This window comes from Ciceribacter sp. L1K22 (assembly GCF_017599385.1).
In the GTDB taxonomy this organism is placed as follows: domain Bacteria; phylum Pseudomonadota; class Alphaproteobacteria; order Rhizobiales; family Rhizobiaceae; genus Allorhizobium.
Genome location: NZ_JAGFPK010000001.1, coordinates 3342492 through 3360177, shown reverse-complemented (window position 1 = coordinate 3360177; position 17686 = coordinate 3342492). Strand labels below are relative to the sequence as shown.

The window sequence follows — 17686 nt, the reverse complement described above, 5'->3', positions numbered from 1 at the left end:
CCTACTCCGGAAAATGACTGACGACGATGAACATGACGGTTCCGATCAGCGTCACCGGAAAGGAGAGGGTAAAAAGCGTCAGCGACAATGGCTGCATGAGCATGACGACGCCGAGCGCAATGAGTGCAGAGGCGAGCAGTTCCCATTCGGACCGGCGGAACCGGCTCAGGCGGGCAAGGAAGTTCATCATTTGCGCACGGCTCCGAAGGTAATGCCGCGGAGCAGATGCTTGCGCAGCAGCACGGTGAAGATGACGACGGGCAGCAGGAACAGGGTCGCGGCCGCCGCAACGGCCGGCCAGTCGATGCCGCCACCGACCGACAGGATGGTCGGGATGAAGGGCGGCGCCGTCTGTGCATTGCCGCTCGTCAGCAGAACTGCGAAGGCATATTCGTTCCAGGCAAAGATCAGGCAGAAGATCGCGGTCGAGGCGATACCTGTTGCTGCCTGCGGCAGCACGACTTTGTAGAAGGCCTGGAAGCGAGTATAGCCGTCGATCAAGGCCGCTTCCTCGTATTCCCGTGGGATCTCGTCGATGAAACCCTTGAGCAGCCAGACCGACAGCGACAGGTTGACCGCCGTATAAAGCAGGATCATGCCGAGGTGCGTATCCGAGAGCCCGAGCTGGCGGAACATCAGATAGATCGGAATGGCGACTGCGATCGGCGGCATCATGCGGGTCGACAGTATGAAGAACAGAAGGTCATCCTTGAGCGGCACCTTGAAACGGCTGAAGGCATAAGCGGCCAGGGTCCCGAGGAAGATCGACAGGAATGTCGAGCCGAAGCCGATGATCACCGAGTTCAAGAACCTTTGTCCAAAGCGCGACGGGCCGGAGATGATCATGCCCCTGTCCCGGGTGATCTTGTCATACCAGGTGGTAGGTTCAGGCAGCTTGGCAAGGTCCTGTGCGGATGGGCGTGACTGTGTCGTGAAGAGGTTCACATAACCTTCGAGCGTCGGCTGGAAGACCACCTTCGGCGGGTAGCTGATCGAATCCGGGCCGGACTTGAAGCTCGTCGAAATGATCCAGAGCAGCGGGATCAGCGTGATTACCGCGTAAAGTCCAACGAGGATGCCGGCCATCCATTTCGAGGCGGTTGACGGTTCGGTGACGGAATGGGCACTCATCGTTCTTTCACCTTGTTCAGAGCCTTCACGTAGATGGAGGCGAGACCGAAGACCGTGACGAACAGGACAATAGCGTAGGCGCTGGAATAGCCGGTTCGCCATTTCTCGAAAGCCTCGCGCTTCAGGTCGATCGAGGCGAGCAGCGTCTCGTCTCCCGGTCCGCCACCGGTGAGAAGGACCACGAGGTCGAACATGCGGAAGTTCTCGATGCCGCGGAACAGCACCGCCAACATCAGGAACGGCAGGGCCATTGGCAGTGTGATCGTCCAGAACTGCCGCCACTTCGATGCACGGTCGACTTCGGCTGCCTCATAGATGTAGTCGGGGATGGAGCGCAGGCCGGCAAGGCAGATCAGCATGACGAAGGGCGTCCACATCCAGGTGTCGACGATGACGATCGCCCAGCGTGCCCAGCCGCCGGGGCCGAGCATCGAGAAGCTTTCAGCGGGAATGCCGGTCAGAAACTCGACGGCGTAGTTCACGAGGCCGATCTGCGGCTGGTAGAGGAAGGTCCAGAAATTGCCGACCACGGCAGGCGAGAGCATCATCGGAATGACGATCAGTGTCGTCACGAGGTCGTTGCCTTTGAACTTGCGGTTGATCAACCAGGCCAGGGAGAAGCCGATCAGCACCTGGAAGACGATCGTCCAGATGAGGAAGTGGGCGGTCGTCTGCATGTTGGCCCAGGTGTCGGCGTCCGTCAGGATCCGCGTGTAATTGCGCAATCCGACCCACTGCACTTCCGCATTCGGCTTGTTGGCGGCGAAGTTCGTGAAGGACAGGCGGATCGTCCAGATCAGCGGGAAAATGTTGATCGACAGGAGTAGGAAGATCGTCGGCGCGACGAATATCCAGGCGATGGCCCTGTCGCTCAAGCCCCGGATGCGTCTGGCAACCGGTTGTGGCGTCGCACGGGCGAGGCGGTCTGCAGGTGTATCGGTCATCATCTGGATCCGTGTGGCGTTTCCAAAAGGCAGCCGCATGCGGTGCTGTGCCCCATGAGGCAACGAGGCAAGGCTCGGTTATGCCGGCAGGCTTCTAGGGATTCTGAGATTGAGGCCGGCGGCAATGCTGGCTCTCGACTCTTCCCCGGCGTTGCCGGGGGAAGAGCTTGAGGGGCCTGCTCAAGATGCAAGTCCGGAAGCCATTGCCGTGCCGGGTCAGAGCTTGCCTTCGTCTTCGAAGGTTTCCGTCCAGTCGGCAATCAGACCGTCCAGCGCTTCCTTCGCGGTGCCATTACCCGCCACGACATAGTCGTGGAACCGCTTCTGCGAGGCCTGGAGGAGCGTTGCATAGGACGGCTCGGCCCAGAAGTCCTTCACGATCGCCATGCTGTCGAGGAAGGTCTGGGCATAGGGCTGGCTCTTGGCAAAGTTGGGGTCTTCAACCACAGCCCGAAGGCACGAGAAGCCGCCCATGGACCACCATTTGTCCTGTACGTCCTTCTGCGCGAACCATTTGATGTAGGCCAGTGCGCCGTCCATGTTGTCGGTGTTGGCGACGATCGAAATGCCCTGACCGCCGAGCTGAGCGAATTTTTCGCCACCGGGACCTGCCGGATTGACGAGATAGCCAGTCTTGCCGCCGCCGACATTCGGGTCAGCCTCGAACCCCGGCCAAGTGAAGGCGAAGTTCATCTGCATGGCGACCTGGCCCGACTTGTAGGCGTCGATGCCTTCGCCCATGTACGTGTTGGACGTGCCCGGCGCGACGCAGCAATCGTAGAGCGACTTGTAGAATTCGAGACCCTTCACGGCGCCTTCCGAATTGACGAAGCCTTCCATCTCATAGGGCTTTTCCGGATTGTCGTACTTGAAGCCATAGCTATAGAGCACGTCCATCACGCCCATCGTGATGCCTTCCGAGCCACGTTCGGTATAGATCGAGGCGCCGTAGACCGTCTTGCCGTCGATCTCGCGGCCCTGGAAGAATTTGGCGACCTGCTTCAGTTCGTCGAAAGTTGCCGGCGGCGTCAGGTCGCGACCGAACTTTTCCTTGAAGGCGGTCTGGATTTCGGGGCGCTCAAACCAATCCTTACGGTAGGTCCAGCCCACAACGTCACCGAAGGCCGGAAGCGACCAGTAATTCGGAGTGTTTTTCGGCCATTCGGAATAGCCGGTGACGGTCGCCGGTACGAAGGCATCCATCTTGATGCCTTCCTTGTCGAAGAAGTCGTTGAGCTTCACATACCAGCCGTTTTCAGCCGCACCGCCGATCCACTGGCTGTCGCCGATCATCAGGTCGCAGAGCTTGCCGCCGGAATTGAGTTCGTTCAGCATGCGGTCCGCGAAGTTCGGCCAGGGCACGAACTCGAATTTCATGGTGTGGCCGGACTTGGCCTCGAAATCTTTCGACAATTCGACCAGGGCATTGGCCGGATCCCACGCGGCCCAGCACAGGGTCAATTCGTCGGCTTTCACGGCGCCGGCACTCGACAGGCTAACCCAGACCAGGGCGCCCACCGCGACTGAAGATTTCATGACTGCGGATGTCATCACGTTCTCCTCCCAAATTGATGTCCCGAACTCCATCGGCACATCTGCAACGCCCCCTCCAGGGCAAAACTGGAATACGAAATTCCGTCCGGATCCGAGGCCTTCCCTCCCCTGATCCAATGGCGTCGACGGCAGATGCACGTGATGCCCAGCCGCTCTCCTCGACACTGGATATCGTATAGTTGAGGTGCGCACCTCAAGGCAAGTTAATTTTGAGGTGCGCACCTCAATTTCTTGCGTTTCATTTGAAATTGTTGGAAAACCCTGAAACGGCTGATCAGCCGTGGCAGGGGATCGAAAAACACTATGAGACCAACAGCAAAGGATCTCGCCGAAGCCGCCGGGGTGAGTTTGGCCACGGTGGATCGCGTGCTGAACGATCGGCCCAATGTCAGCGAGAAAGCGGCTCGGCGCGTAACCGAGGCGATCGAGAGGATCGGCTTTGTGCGGAATCCGGCTGCAGTCAATCTCGCTCGCAATCGGGTGTACCGCTTCCGCTTCGTCCTGCCGCTCGCGGGCGATCAGTACATGCAGGAGATTTTGCGCCAGATCGGAGAGGCCCGCGAAGCCCTGCGGGTCGATCTGACCGATATCGATGTCGTGCAGCTGCCTACCGGCGATCCCCACGCCGTCGCGAAGTACCTTTCAAGCCTGAGCACCGACGATATCGACGGCGTGGCGATCATGGCGCCGGAATCGCCGCAAGTTCGCGACGCGATGGCCCGCCTTGTCGAGCGCGGCATCAAGGTCGTGCAATTCCTGTCCGGTCAGGAACGACTTCCAGCTGCGGATTTCGTCGGCGTAAACAATTTTGCAGCTGGCGCCACCGCTGGAAAACTTCTTGGACGTTTCCTGGGGCGCGAGCCCGGAAAGATCATGGTCGTCGCCGAGACGATGATGGCGCAAGACAGTATCGAGAGACGGCTGGGTTTCGATGGGATCATCAACGAGCACTTCCCGCAATTGACGTCACTTCCTTCAATCGAAACCTATGGAGACGAGCGCCGCGCCAGTACGGTCATCGCGCGCATGCTGGAGCACAACGGCGACATCACGGGCGTCTACATTCTGAGCGCGGAAGCGCGCGTACCAATGTCAGCGATAGAAGCCGTGGTCGATCCCCGTCCCTTGACCATAATCGTTCATGAGCGAACGCCGTTTAGCGAGAAGGCTTTGCTCGACGAGCGGATTGATGCCGTCATAGCTCAAAATCCCGGCCACGCTGTGAGAAGCGCCATCCGCATCATGAGGGCCAGAGTAGAACAACGCGAGCCGATCGCCTCCCAGGAAAAGATCCGCATCGAGATCGTCCTGAAGGAGAACCTCGGTCTTTGAAGGTTGCGCTCGCGGCGCCAATCCTTCGCACGATGATTTGCGACGAACAAAGAACGACTATGGGCCCTCGCATATCACGGCGCGCTCGGTCGGCACCTCGCCGACTTCCGCGGAATAGGCGCGGAACCCGTGTTCATCGAGCATCAACACCCGATAGCAGGGATTCCCGCCGGTCCACATCGGATCAGGCGCGTCGATATCAGTGATGAAGCGATGGGAACAAGCCTGGCCGGAGCTGAAGGCGATGCCTTCGGCTGTTGTTCCGGCAAGCGGTACGTGGATATGGCCGAAGACAACGTGGCGGACGCCTTTCGGATGCGCCTTGAGACGCGCCAGAAGCCGGCCGTCGTCATGCATGCCGATGTGTTCGAAATGGGCGATGCCGCAATCCATCGGCGGATGGTGGATGAAGATGGTGACAGGTAGGTCGCCAGCGTCAGCCAGAGCCTGCTCTAGCCAAACCATGCGGTCCTCGCCGTAAATGCCGCCAATCACTTCCGCTTCGTGGCTGTCGAGGAAGAGTAGCCGGCCGTGGGGCGTGTCGAGGTGCGACTGCACATAGCCCGCGCCATCCACCGGCTGGTCGGGAAAAGCCTCACGAAATTCCGGCCGACGATCATGATTTCCGAGCATCAGGCGCGTTTCGAACGGCACCGGCTCAAGGATCGCCTTCAACAGCTGATAGGCTTCCGGGTCGCCGAAATTGCAGAGATCCCCGGTCATGACCAGGAGATCGGCGTCGGCATGTCTTTCGCAGATGTCGGCGACGGCGCGGCGCAGTTGCCGTTCGGGGTCAACTCCGTTGACGACCATGCCTGACGGCATCAGGTGGGTGTCGGTCAGCTGGATGATTTTCATGATACTTCGTTCCTCGACATGAAAATTGCGGGGTCGAAGAGACCCCGCAATCAGAAGGCATGGCCGCGACGGCTCAGTTCATCAGGCCGTTGGTCTGCTCGACGATCTGCTTCAGGCCGTCTTCCGGCGAAACTTCGCCGCGCATGACGGTGCCGATGATGTCGCGCTGGGTGCGCCAGATGCGGACCGAGTCACCACCCGGATAGCCGGCCCACGGCAGCGAACGATCGGCCTGCAGCGACGCGGTCTTCACGTTCGGATTTTCGACGTAGTACGGCTCGAGATAGTCCGGGCCGGTGGCGAGCTTGTTGGTCGGGAGGTAGCCGGTGATGCGAACGATGGTGTTCTGCGCTTCCGGGCCGGTGATCCATTTCAGGTATTTCCAGGCGGCATCCTGCTTGGCCTTGTCCTGGGTGAGGATGACAGCCGAATTGCCGCCCGTCGGAACGCCGCCCTTTTCGGCATTGTCCTGCGGGAAGGTCGCCGTCTTCAGCGGGAAGCGGTCGCCGACTAGACCCTGGACGGTCTGGACATGGGCGGGCGTCGAGAAGATGAAGCCGGTGAGGCCTGCGCCGAACTGCTGGCGCGACTGGTCCCAGTCGAGCAGGTTCTGACCGCCTTCGGTTACGAAGCGGCGGGTGAGCTTCAACGCATTGAGGCCGATCTCGTTGTCGAAGGCGACCGTCTTGGTCTCTTCATCTACAAGCTTTCCGCCCTGCTGGAAGATCAGGGCCTGCCACAGCCAGTCGTCCGGCCAGCCATTGATGTCGTAGCCCATGCCCGCAACCTTGGAGTCCATGGCGTGGATCTTCGCGGCGAGCTCAATGAGACCGTCGAAGGTCTTGGGCATGTTGTCCGGATCGCCGCCGGCCTTGGTCACCAGATCGGCATTGATGTAGATGATCGGGGAGGAGGCGTTGACCGGCAGTCCGTACTGCTTGCCGTCGATCTGGCCGAGCGCCGCCATCTTCGGCGAGTAGTTCTTGTCGAGGAATGCCTGACCGCCTTCGGCTTCGATGAAGGGGCCGAGATCGGTGATCTGGTTGCGCGGCGCCAGCGTATGAACCAGCTCGGCCGTCAGGTTGTAGCCCGAGAAATAGACATCCGGCAGATCGCCGGTGACGGCTGCGCGCAGAACCTGCTGCTGGCCTTCGTTGTAGCCGGCGGCCGGGGCAAGAAAGCTGATCTTGATGTCCGGGTTGTTCTTCATGAATTCATCGGCCAGGGGCTGATGGAATTTGGTGAAACCCGGCAGGTTGTAGAGCACGTTGAGCGTGATCTCTTCGGCCAGCGCGGGCGTGGAAAGCCCCGCGATGGCAAGCGTCGCGGCAACGCCCTGCATCAGAGTACGGCGGTAGAGCTGCATGATGATCTCCTGGTTATTCTTGGGAGGGGAGGAAGGACTTACTTGACGCCGGTCATCGTGATGCCCGCGATGAAATGACGTCTTGCAAGAAGGAAACAGACGAGCATCGGCGCCGTGATCAGGGCGGCGCCGGCCATCAGCGCACCGTAGTTGGCGCCGGATTCGACGTCCGAAAAGAACAGCATGCCGAGCGGCGGCGGCGCGAGGTTGATGTCGCTGACGACGATCATCGGCCAGTAGAGATCGTTCCAGTGGGCAACGACCGAAAAGACCGAGAACGCCGCGAGCGACGGCAGCGAGCCGCGCAGGACGAGACCCCAGCAGATTTCCATTTCGGAAAACCCGTCCATGCGGGCTGCCTCGATGATCTCGTCGGGATAGCTGCGAAAGGACTGGTGAAACAGAAAGATCGCGAAGACCGACAGGAAGAAGGGCGCCATCATCGCGAAATAGGTGTTGAGAAGCTTGAGCTCCGCAAGGCCGACGAAGAGCGGCAGCGCCAGAGCCTGCATCGGCACGCAAAGCGCCGCGATCACCAGGGTCATCAGAAGCCGCCGGCCAGGGAACTTGAGCTTGGCCAGTGCATAGGCGGCCGGCACGGCCGTCGCGATCTGCACCACGAGGATACCGAGGCATACGATGACGCCATTCAGCATGAAGCGGGCCATCGGCACCTGGGATGCCGCCCGGCCGTAATTGTCGGCGGCGGCGAACTCCCTCGGGATCGGCCAGAGCGAAACGTCGAAGATCTCGGCCGGCGAGCGGATCGACGTCAGGAACATCCAGTAGAACGGCAGAAGGACGACAAAGGCCCCCGTCGCGAGCACCAGATGGGGAAGAATTTGGCGCAATCGCATCATCAGTAGTGCACCTTCCGGTCGAGATGGATGGTCTGCCCGATCGAGAGAACCAGGATGATGGCAAGGAAGATCAGCGTCAGGGCGGCCGCATATCCGGTGTTCGCGTATTCGAAACCCTCGAGATAAAGCGCGAACAGCAGCGTTTCCGAACCGGAGCGACCCTTGGTGAGCACGGCGACCGTCTCGAAGACCTTGAAAGCCGAGATCGACGTGGTGACGAGGACGAAGAGCGTCGTCGGCCCGAGCATGGGCCAGGTGACGGTCAGGAAACGGTCGATCGGGTTCTTCGCCCCGTCGAGCCTGGCCGCTTCGTAAAGGTCCTTCGGGATCGCCGTCAGTCCGGCAAGAAAAAGGACCATGTTGAAGCCGAGCACCTGCCAGACGCCGATCACAGCCATGGTGGGGATCAGGAGGGCCGGATTGGAGAGGAAGGAGACCGGCTCGAAGCCGAACCACTTGATCGCGGCATTGACCGGGCCGATCGAGGGATGCAGCAGGAATTGCCAGACCGTTGCCATGGCGACCAGGGTGGCGGTCACGGGCAGGAAATAGGCCGCCTCCCAGAAAGCGCGGCTGCGCTTGCGTCCATGAACGAGAAGCGCCACGCCGAGCGCCAGAGTGACGCCCAGCGGAATGACGATCACCGCATAGATCAGCGTGTTCGTGAGGGACCGGATGAAGACGGGATCGGCGAAGGCCTTGGTGAAATTGTCGATGCCGACGAACTCCGTCGACAGAGCCCCGAGCTGGTAATCCGTCAACGAGAAGCCGGCCAGCACGATGACCGGCAGGATATAGATGCAGACAAGCAGCAGGACGGAGGGCGCAACGAACAGGAGGGCACGCCACATCATGCGTCGTTCGGTGCTGGAGCCCCTTGTCCGCGTGACCTCGGCGGCAGGCGCCATATGAACAGCGACCGTCATGCCGCCGCCCTCTGGGTGAGCGATGCGGCGATCCGAGCCTCGTCGGCACCGAAGAGATGCGCGCGGCCGCCATTGAGGGACACGTGGATGATACCGTCGGCATCGGCGGCAAGCTGTTCGCCCGCCGACAGCCTGAGCGTCAGTATCTGGTTCTCGTCGGCGAGAACATGACCATGCACGAACCGGTCGGCCCCATGCATCTCGGTCCGGAAGACGCGCAGCGCCAGGCCTTTGGCGGCAATCGTCAGATCCTCCGCACGCAACCCAAGCGTGGCCGGCCCGGCATGCCGAACGGGGGCGGCGATCGGAAGGTCCTGACCGAACAGGCGCACGATGCCGTCGCCACCGATCTCGACCGGCAGAAGATTGATCGATGGCGTGCCGATGAAGCGGGCCACGGTCAGGGTCGCCGGCTCGCCATAAAGCTCGTCCGGAGTGCCTAGCTGTTCGATCCGGCCCTCGCTCATCAGCGCGATGCGATCCGACATCGTCATCGCCTCGACCTGGTCATGCGTGACATAGATGAATGTGGCGCCGAGGCGGCGATGGAGAGCCGCCAGTTCGTCGCGCATGTGCGCTCGGAGCTTCGCATCGAGGTTGGACAGCGGCTCGTCCATCAGGAAGGCGGCAGGAGACCGCACGAGCGCGCGGGCAAGCGCCACACGCTGGCGCTGACCGCCGGAAAGCTGGGCGGGCTTGCGATCCAGAAGATGCGCGATCTGCAGCGTTTCGGCCGCCTGTATGACGCTCGACTCGATATCCCGAAGAGCATTCGCCGGTGACATCATCCGGCCAATCAGCGGCATACGGGCGCCAAGCGACAGCCGGCGCATGCGCAGCGGCGTGGCTATGTTCTGACGCACCGTCATATGCGGATAGAGGGCGTAGGACTGGAAGACCATTGCCAGGTTGCGGTCGCTCGGATCGATGTCGGTGACGTCGGTGCCGCCAATCAGGATACGGCCGCGATCCGGCTTCTCGAGCCCTGCTATGACACGCAAAAGCGTCGACTTGCCGCAACCGGACATGCCGACCAGCGACAGAAACTCACCAGGGCGGACGGAAACATCGATATTCTTCAGCACATCGTCTGCGCCGAAGGCTTTGCCGATACCACTGATTTCGAGGGAGTTGGCTGACATACGGACCTCCTTGGTGGAAGCGCGTATGGCGGCGCGCGATGACGTGCGCACGACACTTTCGAGAACATTTGATGACAGTATTGCGCAGTCGCACTGCCGACTTCGTCCGAGCCACGCTGTCTGCAGCTCAAGTCGAAATTAGGGGCGCGCTCCTGTTGGGACAGCCGTTCAGGCTGGAAGCCAGCGCCCCCGACCGAGGCGGTTTGGACAAGGAGCCGGCGGATTGCCGATGATCGGCTGCTACACGATGCCGCCCGAGCCACCCTTCACGGCCGGACGTTCGGAAGCTTTCCTCGCGCGGTAGCCGCTCGTCCGATAGGCAGCGACCGGGTCGATGGCACCACCCGCTCGTCGACGGGCTTCGGCCAGGATCGGCTCCACATCGGTGCGATAGGCGCGTTTCAGCGTCTCGGAGGCCATCAGCGCGTCATTGTCGGACTGGCAGCTTTCCAGGGCCACGCGGTCGACCAGCAGAGCCTGCGCATAAGCGCGGCGGATCTCGTTCGCGCTCGAAATCAGGCTTTCAATCGGATCGGTGACGTTGTGGCTCTGGTCGATCATGTGCGCGGGGTGGAAACCCTTCACGCCGCGATGCTCGGCATCGACGAGCTCATTGAAAACGAGGAACAGCCGATAAGGCTCGATCGCGCCAGCGTCCAGGTCGTCGTCGCCATACTTCGAATCGTTGAAGTGGAAGCCGCCGAGCTTGCCGAACTGCATCAGCCTGGCGACGATCATCTCGATATTGGTGTTCGGCGCATGGTGCCCGAGGTCGACGAGGCAGTAGGCCTTCGGGCCGAGCGTGTTGGCGATCAGGTAGTTAGTGCCCCAGTCCTGCACGATCGTCGAATAGAAAGCCGGCTCGTACATCTTGTGCTCGGTGAAGAGCCGCCAGTCGTCCGGGAGCGCCTTGTAGATATCGCCCATGGCCGACAGATACCGTTCGAAGGCCTTTGTAAAATTGCTCTGGCCGGGGAAATTCGAGCCGTCGCCAATCCAGACCGTCAGAGCTTTCGAGCCGATCGTGCGACCGATCTCGATGCATTCGATATTGTGCTCCACAGCCTGTGCCCGCGTCGCGGCGTCGACATGGCTGAGCGAACCGTATTTGTAGGAATGTGCCTGCCCTGGCGCATCCGAAAATGTGTTGGAATTCATCGCATCGAAGCCGAGGCCCAGCGCATCGCCCTTAGCCTTCAACTCACTCGCGTCCGCCTTGTCCCAGGGAATGTGCAGCGAAACGGTTGGGGTCGCGCGCGTCAGTTCGTTGATGACGGAGCAGTCTTCCAGCTTGTCGAAGATGTTGCGCGGTTCGCCGGGACCTGGAAATCGTGCGAAGCGCGTGCCACCCGTACCGACACCCCAGGAGGGAACGGCGACGAAGAACTCCGAGACCTTCCTGGTGATCGTCTCGATATCGACGTTGCCACGAGACAGCTTTTCGCCGAGCGCATCGTAATCCGCTTTCAAGGCGCCAGCGTTTCTGTGGTTGTGGTCGGCAATCAGATCGGGCGAAATCGTCGGGTTCGTCATGGTTTCCTCCTCGGCCTCGCGAACGTTTGTGGTCCGTCCGCGTTTATGTCCCATTCCATCCGACGAAAGAGGCTTTCCATGGACGTCATCCGCATCCTGCTCGCCATTATCCTGCCGCCGGTCGGCGTCTTCCTGCAGGTCGGTATCGGCCTGCATTTCTGGCTCAATATCCTGCTTACGCTGCTGGGCTACATACCCGGCATTATCCATGCCATCTGGGTGATCCTGCGCAAGTAACGGTCGTCGCCGCGGCATTCGCGCCGCGGCTTGCCCTGGGAAATCTATCGCGTGAAACTCTGCGCGTTGCCGGCATCGACGTTGATGATGTTGCCGGTCGATTTGGCCGATAGATCGGACGCCAGGAAGTAGATCGCTTCGGCAATGTCTTCCGGGAAGACGTTGAGCTTCAGCATCGAGCGCTTGCGGTAATGCTCCTCGAGATCGTCTACTTCGATCTTCGAGGACGCCGCGCGCTGCTCGCGCCATTCGCCGTTCCAGATCTTCGAGCCGCGAAGAACCGCATCCGGATTGACGGTGTTGACGCGAATGCCGGCATCCGCCCCTTCCAGCGCCAGGCAGCGCGCGAGATGGATCTCGGCCGCCTTGGCCGTGCAGTAGGCGGAGGCGTTCGGCGACGACGCAAGACCGTTCTTCGATGCGACGAAGACGACGTTGCCGCCGAGCTTCTGACGCCGGAACAGACGGAAGGCTTCGCGCGACACGAGGAAATAGCCGGTGGCCAGGATGCTGATATTCTTGTCCCAAATGGCAAGGGTCGTGTCTTCGACCGGAGCCGAGGAGGCGATCCCGGCATTCGATATGAGGATATCGACGCCACCGAACTCCACACAGGCTTCGGCGAAGGAACGAATAACCGCATCCTCGCGCGTCACATCGAGCTGCACGGAGCGGACCACATCCGCACCATGGCGCTTCGAGAAATCGGCGACGGTCTGTTCGAGCGCCGCTGCGTCGATGTCCGCCAGCACCACGCAGGCACCTTCCGCCATCAGCCGATCGGCGGTCGCCCGGCCAATGCCGCCGGCGCCACCGGTGACGAAGGCAACGCGGCCGGCAAGGCTCTTCGGCTTCGGCATGCGCTGCAGCTTGGCCTCCTCGAGCAGCCAGTATTCGATATCGAAGGCTTCCTGCTCCGGCAGGCCCTGATACTCGGAGACTGTCGAGGCGCCGCGCATGACGTTGATCGCATTGACGTAGAATTCACCTGCAATCCGCGCCGTCGCCTTGTCCTTGGCAAAGGACAGCATTCCGACGCCGGGAACCAGGAAGATCACCGGGTTCGGATCGCGGATGGCGGGCGAATTGTCGTGTTTGCAGGTCTCGTAGTAGCGGGTGTAGTCGGCGCGATAGGCTTCGAGCGCTTTGTCCAGACCCGCAAGAACCGCATCGACATCCGGCTTTGCCGGATCGAAATCAACGATCAGCGGTCGGATCTTGGTGCGCAGGAAGTGGTCGGGGCAGGAAGTACCGAGGCTGCCCAGCGGCTGCAGGTTCTTCGAATTAACGAATTCGAGCACGGCATCCTGGTCGTCGAAATGGCCGAGCTTGCGCTCCGCCTTGCCGATGCGGCCGCGGATCTCGGGCATCAGGCGCGCGGCAATCGCACGGCGCTCCTCTGCCAGCAGGCTCTTTGCGACAGCACCGCCGAAGATCGTCTTGCCCTCGGTCTCCTTCGCAAACCACGCGATCGCCTTGTTGATGATCTCGAGCGTCAGCAGGTAGCAATCCTTGGCGTCATTCGCCCAGGTGAACAGGCCATGGCTTTCGAGCACGACGCCCTTGGCGGTCGGATTGGCCTTCACGAAGGCTTCGAGGTCGAGGCCGAGCTGGAAACCGGGACGGCGCCAGGGCAGCCAGCCGATCTCCGAGCCGAAGATCTTCTCGGTCAATTCCTTCGAATTCTTCGAGGCCGCTATCGCGATGATCGCGTCCGGATGCATATGATCGACATGCGTGAACGGCACGAAACCATGCAGCGGCGTATCGATCGACGCCGCGCGCGGATTGAGGTTGAAGGTGCAATGCGGCAGGAAGCCAACCATGCGGTCTTCGTCGTGCACACCCTTGTAGATGCCCTTCAGCGCTTCAAGCTTCTCCTGATAGAGCGTCGCGAAACCATCGAGCTTGATGGTACCGACGTCACCGCCAGAACCCTTGACCCAGAGCACCTTGACCTTCTCACCGGTCAGCGGGTCGATCTCCATCACTTTGGCGGAGGTGTTGCCACCGCCGTAATTCGTGATGCGCTTGTCAGCGCCTAAGAGATTGGAGCGGTAAAGAAGCTTGCCGGGCTCATCCAGCTTGGCCGCGTGGGCATCATCCCAACGGTTTTCGAGAAGGCGGGTTTGGCCCGTCATGACATCCTCCCTGCAATTATTCATGAACCGTCAGTGACGGATCATCTCCTTCTTGTTCGCAGGTATCGCGCAGCCCTCCGCCAATTGTCAATCAGTTTCGATCATTTCTTTTCATTGTGCGCTGCAATATTATTATTTTTGATCGTTTGTGATTGACAGCGTAAAAACATTACGAATAAATCAACGATCAGGAGGACCCCATGCACGAGCGCGAACGCCATCGCATCATTCTGAGCGCGATCCAGGAAAAGCCTGTGATCACGGTGCAGGATATTGCCGAGCTGACCGAGGCTTCGGAAGCCACGATCCGCCGTGATATCGCGTCGCTTCACGTGCAGGGTAAGCTGCGGCGCGTCCGCGGCGGGGCAGAGGCCGTCCACCCGCCGCAGCTCGGCAATCTCGCCGCCCGCCCCTTCCGCGTTTCCGAATCCGTCAACATCGATAAGAAACGCGCAATTGCGCGCGCAGCGGTCGATCTCTGCGAAGAAGGCGATTCGATCATCATCAACGGCGGCACCACTACTTTCCAGATGGTGCACTTCATGTCGGCGCGCCGCCTGCAGGTGATGACCAATTCCTTCGCGATCGCCGAGCATCTGGTGAAGCATTCGAAATGCACGGTTTCGGTTCCTGGCGGCGCGATCTATCGCGACCAGAGCCTGATCCTGTCGCCCTTCGACAATGACGCGATCCGCAATTTCTACGCCCGCCGCATCTTCATCGGCGCGCAGGGCATCAACGCACTTGGCGTGATGGAGTCGGACGCGCTCGTTATACAGAGCGAGCAGAAGCTGGTGCGCCAGGCCGAAGAGCTGATCGTTATGGTCGACTCCAGCAAGTTCGCCAAGCGCTCGAGCCTGATCCTGTGTTCGCTGGACAAGGTGTCGACGATCATCACCGATGACGGAATAACCGACGAGGCGGCCGCCATGGTCACCGACGCCGGCGTGAAGCTCATGACCGTGAAGCCGATGGCTTCGTCGGCAAGGGAGGATACCTCGTCGGTCGCCTAGAGGAGGCGCCGGGAGGGAGAGGGAAGCAGTTCATCAACCTGGGAGGAAAACATGAAACTGACGAAAATGTTGCTGGCTGGTGCAGCCATTGCACTCGCAACCATGGGCTCGGCCGCACAGGCCGCCGACATGAAGATCGCGCTCGTCGTGAAGTCGCTCGGCATCGGCTTCTTTGAAGCTGCCAACAAGGGCGCGCAGGAAGCAGCCAAGGAACTCGGCGGCGTGGAAGTGATCTACACCGGCCCGACCTCGACCACGGCCGAAGGTCAGATCGAGGTCATCAACTCGTTGATCGCCCAGGGCGTCGATGCCATCGCGATCTCGGCAAACGATCCGGACGCCGTCGTTCCGGCTCTCAAGAAGGCCATGGACCGCGGCATCAAGGTCATCTCCTGGGATTCGGGCGTAGCGCCTGAAGGACGCATCATGCACTTGAACCCATCGTCCAATGCGCTGATCGGCAAGATGTGCCTGCAGCTCGCCGCCAACCACCTACCGGATGGCAAGGGTGACTTCGCCATCCTATCCGCCACCACCACCTCGACCAACCAGAACATCTGGATCGAGGAAATGAAGGCACAGCTGAAGGACTTCCCCGGCCTGAACCTCGTAACCACCGTTTATGGTGACGACCTCGCCGACAAGAGCTACCGCGAAGCCAACGGTCTCCTGTCCTCGCAGCCGAACGTGAAGGTCATCGTCGCTCCGACGACCGTCGGCGTTCTGGCAGCCTCGCAGGCCGTCAAGGATGCCGGCAAGATCGGCGACGTTTATGTCACCGGCCTCGGCCTCCCGTCCGAAATGGCGGGCGCCATTCAGTCGGGCGCCACGAAGGAATTCGCCATCTGGAACCCGATCGACCTCGGCTATTCCGCAACCCAGATCGCCTATCGCATCGTCAAGGGCGAGACGGACGCAGCTCCAGGTTCGGAAATCGAAGCCGGCCGCATGGGCAAGATCAAGGTCGGCGACGGTGGCGAAGCCGCCATGGCCGATCCCTTCGTCTACGACGCCTCGAACATCGAGGAATTCTCCAAGATCTTCTGATCTCGGCGGACCAGACCCGGCGGCTACAGCCGCCGGGATTTTCCTTCAGTCGGTAAGTGAAATGATGACCGTTCAATCTGCCAAGCTCGCGGCGGGCGCGATCCCGGCTGGCGAGCCCGTTCTCGAAATGCGGGGCATTTCCCAGATCTTCCCGGGCGTCAAAGCCCTGGATCAGGTGAATATTGCCCTCTATCCGGGCAAGGTGACCGCGCTGATCGGCGAGAACGGCGCCGGCAAGTCGACGCTCGTCAAGATCCTGACCGGCATCTATCGCCCTAACGATGGCGAGATCCTGATCGACGGCAAGCCGGCGAGTTTTTCGAACGCGCAAGACGCCATTGATGCAGGCGTCACGGCGATCCACCAGGAAACCGTGCTGTTCGACGAACTCACCGTCGGCGAAAACATCTTCCTCGGCCACGCGCCGCGCACCCGCTTCCGCCTGATCGACTGGCGCACCATCAACGAGCGGTCCCGGCAGCTGATGAAGGCGCTGGAAAGCGACATCGACCCGACCACCAAGCTCAAGGACTTCTCGATTGCCCAGCGCCATCTGGTCGCGATCGCCCGCGCGCTCTCCGTCGATGCGCGCATCGTCATCATGGACGAGCCGACGGCCGCCTTGTCGCGCAAGGAGATCGACGATCTGTTCCGCATCGTCGAGGGCCTGAAGCGCCAGGGCAAGGCGATCCTCTTCATCAGCCACAAGTTCGACGAACTCTACGAAATCGCCGACAACTACGCCGTCTTCCGCGATGGCCGCATGGTCGGCTCCGGCGTTCTCAAGGACACGCCCCAGGACGAGATTGTCCGGATGATGGTCGGACGCGACGTCCACGAAGTGTTCCCGAAAACGGAAGCCGTCATCGGCGCGCCGGTCCTCAGTGTCCTCGGCTACAGCCACGAAACCGAGTTCCGCGACATCAGCTTTACCCTGCGCACGGGCGAGATCCTCGGCGTCTACGGCCTGATCGGTGCCGGCCGCTCGGAACTCTGCCAGTCGATCTTCGGCATCACCCGGCCGAAATCCGGCAGGCTGGAACTCGAAGGTCGCGAGATCGCCATTCGCAACACCTCCGATGCGATCACAGCCGGCATCGTCTATGTGCCCGAGGAACGTGGCCGCCATGGTCTGGCGCTGGAACTGCCGATCTACCAGAACATGTCACTGCCCTCGCTGATCCGCACCTCGGTCGCAGGCTTCCTGAAGGCGGCCAACGAGCTGAAGCTCGCTCGTCGCTTTGCCGAACGGCTCGATCTGCGCGCGGCGGCCCTCTCGGTGCCGGTCGGCACGCTCTCGGGCGGCAACCAGCAGAAGGTCGTGATCGGCAAGTGGCTCGCCACCTCGCCCAAGGTCATCATTCTCGACGAACCGACCAAGGGCATCGACATCGGCTCCAAGGCCGCCGTCCACGCCTTCATCTCGGAACTCGCAAGCGAAGGCTTGTCGATCATCATGATCTCGTCCGAACTGCCCGAAATCCTCGGCATGTCGGATCGCGTCATGGTGATGCGGGAGGGTCTGCAGGCCGGCATTTTCGAGCGCCAAGGGCTGACCGCCGAGACGCTGGTGCGCGCCGCCACTGGCAATGCGTGAGGAAT

At 61.0% G+C, this 17686-nt stretch carries 16 protein-coding genes; 5 read left to right on the top strand and 11 right to left on the bottom strand.

Translation table 11 applies throughout. The features are described from left to right. Position 1 precedes the first annotated feature (1 nt). The 4 genes from J5J09_RS16605 to J5J09_RS16590 all read right to left on the bottom strand — a co-directional run bounded on the left by J5J09_RS16605 (position 2) and on the right by J5J09_RS16590 (position 3626). Positions 2-190, bottom strand: a complete 189-nt coding sequence (locus tag J5J09_RS16605) for a hypothetical protein (protein ID WP_208552416.1) — start codon at positions 188-190, stop codon at positions 2-4. Continuing rightward, positions 187-1131 carry a carbohydrate ABC transporter permease gene (locus J5J09_RS16600; protein ID WP_208552413.1) on the bottom strand — a complete coding sequence of 315 codons (945 nt, stop codon included), beginning with the start codon at positions 1129-1131 and terminating at the stop codon, positions 187-189. The genes J5J09_RS16605 and J5J09_RS16600 overlap by 4 nt, the downstream gene beginning before the upstream one ends. Then, on the bottom strand, positions 1128-2075 hold the full coding sequence (locus J5J09_RS16595; RefSeq protein WP_208552411.1) for a sugar ABC transporter permease: 948 nt from the start codon (positions 2073-2075) through the stop codon (positions 1128-1130). Before J5J09_RS16595 ends, J5J09_RS16600 begins: the two co-directional genes overlap by 4 nt. Before the next feature lie 216 nt (positions 2076-2291). After that, on the bottom strand, positions 2292-3626 hold the full coding sequence (locus tag J5J09_RS16590) for an extracellular solute-binding protein (protein ID WP_208552409.1): 1335 nt from the start codon (positions 3624-3626) through the stop codon (positions 2292-2294). Between the two features lie 306 nt (positions 3627-3932). Between J5J09_RS16590 and J5J09_RS16585 the strand changes: the two genes are divergently transcribed. Further along, entirely contained in the window at positions 3933-4961 is a 1029-nt protein-coding gene (locus J5J09_RS16585; RefSeq protein ID WP_208552407.1) for a LacI family DNA-binding transcriptional regulator, read from the top strand. A gap of 57 nt (positions 4962-5018) precedes the next feature. Here J5J09_RS16585 and J5J09_RS16580 read toward each other — a convergent pair whose 3' ends face one another. The 6 genes from J5J09_RS16580 to rhaI form a co-directional block, all read right to left on the bottom strand. Further along, positions 5019-5819 carry a phosphodiesterase gene (locus J5J09_RS16580; RefSeq protein ID WP_208552405.1) on the bottom strand — a complete coding sequence of 267 codons (801 nt, stop codon included), beginning with the start codon at positions 5817-5819 and terminating at the stop codon, positions 5019-5021. A gap of 73 nt (positions 5820-5892) precedes the next feature. Then, positions 5893-7185, bottom strand: a complete 1293-nt coding sequence (locus J5J09_RS16575; RefSeq protein ID WP_208552404.1) for an ABC transporter substrate-binding protein — start codon at positions 7183-7185, stop codon at positions 5893-5895. Between the two features lie 38 nt (positions 7186-7223). After that, a complete protein-coding gene (locus J5J09_RS16570; RefSeq protein WP_208552403.1) occupies positions 7224-8045 on the bottom strand; it encodes a carbohydrate ABC transporter permease in 822 nt (273 codons plus the stop codon). Further along, complete coding sequence (locus J5J09_RS16565) at positions 8045-8953, bottom strand: sugar ABC transporter permease (RefSeq protein WP_348646484.1); 909 nt, start codon at positions 8951-8953, stop codon at positions 8045-8047. Before J5J09_RS16565 ends, J5J09_RS16570 begins: the two co-directional genes overlap by 1 nt. Positions 8954-8967: 14 nt before the next feature. Continuing rightward, positions 8968-10113, bottom strand: coding sequence for an ABC transporter ATP-binding protein (locus J5J09_RS16560; RefSeq protein WP_208552401.1), 1146 nt, complete (start codon positions 10111-10113; stop codon positions 8968-8970). Positions 10114-10353: 240 nt separating this feature from the next. Then, complete coding sequence (rhaI, locus tag J5J09_RS16555) at positions 10354-11646, bottom strand: L-rhamnose catabolism isomerase (protein WP_208552400.1); 1293 nt, start codon at positions 11644-11646, stop codon at positions 10354-10356. 78 nt (positions 11647-11724) lie between these two features. On the opposite strand from rhaI, the gene J5J09_RS16550 reads away from it, so the two are divergent. Beyond that, a complete protein-coding gene (locus J5J09_RS16550) occupies positions 11725-11883 on the top strand; it encodes a YqaE/Pmp3 family membrane protein (RefSeq protein ID WP_208552399.1) in 159 nt (52 codons plus the stop codon). A 44-nt stretch (positions 11884-11927) separates the two neighbouring features. On the opposite strand, the gene J5J09_RS16545 is transcribed toward J5J09_RS16550, so the two are convergent. Then, positions 11928-14024 carry a bifunctional rhamnulose-1-phosphate aldolase/short-chain dehydrogenase gene (locus J5J09_RS16545; protein WP_208552397.1) on the bottom strand — a complete coding sequence of 699 codons (2097 nt, stop codon included), beginning with the start codon at positions 14022-14024 and terminating at the stop codon, positions 11928-11930. Between the two features lie 200 nt (positions 14025-14224). On the opposite strand from J5J09_RS16545, the gene J5J09_RS16540 reads away from it, so the two are divergent. From J5J09_RS16540 to J5J09_RS16530, 3 genes are all read left to right on the top strand, one after another. Continuing rightward, positions 14225-15037 carry a DeoR/GlpR family DNA-binding transcription regulator gene (locus J5J09_RS16540; protein ID WP_208552395.1) on the top strand — a complete coding sequence of 271 codons (813 nt, stop codon included), beginning with the start codon at positions 14225-14227 and terminating at the stop codon, positions 15035-15037. A 51-nt stretch (positions 15038-15088) separates the two neighbouring features. Then, positions 15089-16084: a rhamnose ABC transporter substrate-binding protein gene (gene rhaS, locus J5J09_RS16535; RefSeq protein WP_208552392.1), complete on the top strand. Its 996-nt coding sequence runs from the start codon at positions 15089-15091 to the stop codon at positions 16082-16084. 61 nt (positions 16085-16145) lie between these two features. Continuing rightward, positions 16146-17681: a sugar ABC transporter ATP-binding protein gene (locus tag J5J09_RS16530; RefSeq protein ID WP_208552386.1), complete on the top strand. Its 1536-nt coding sequence runs from the start codon at positions 16146-16148 to the stop codon at positions 17679-17681. Positions 17682-17686 lie beyond the last annotated feature (5 nt).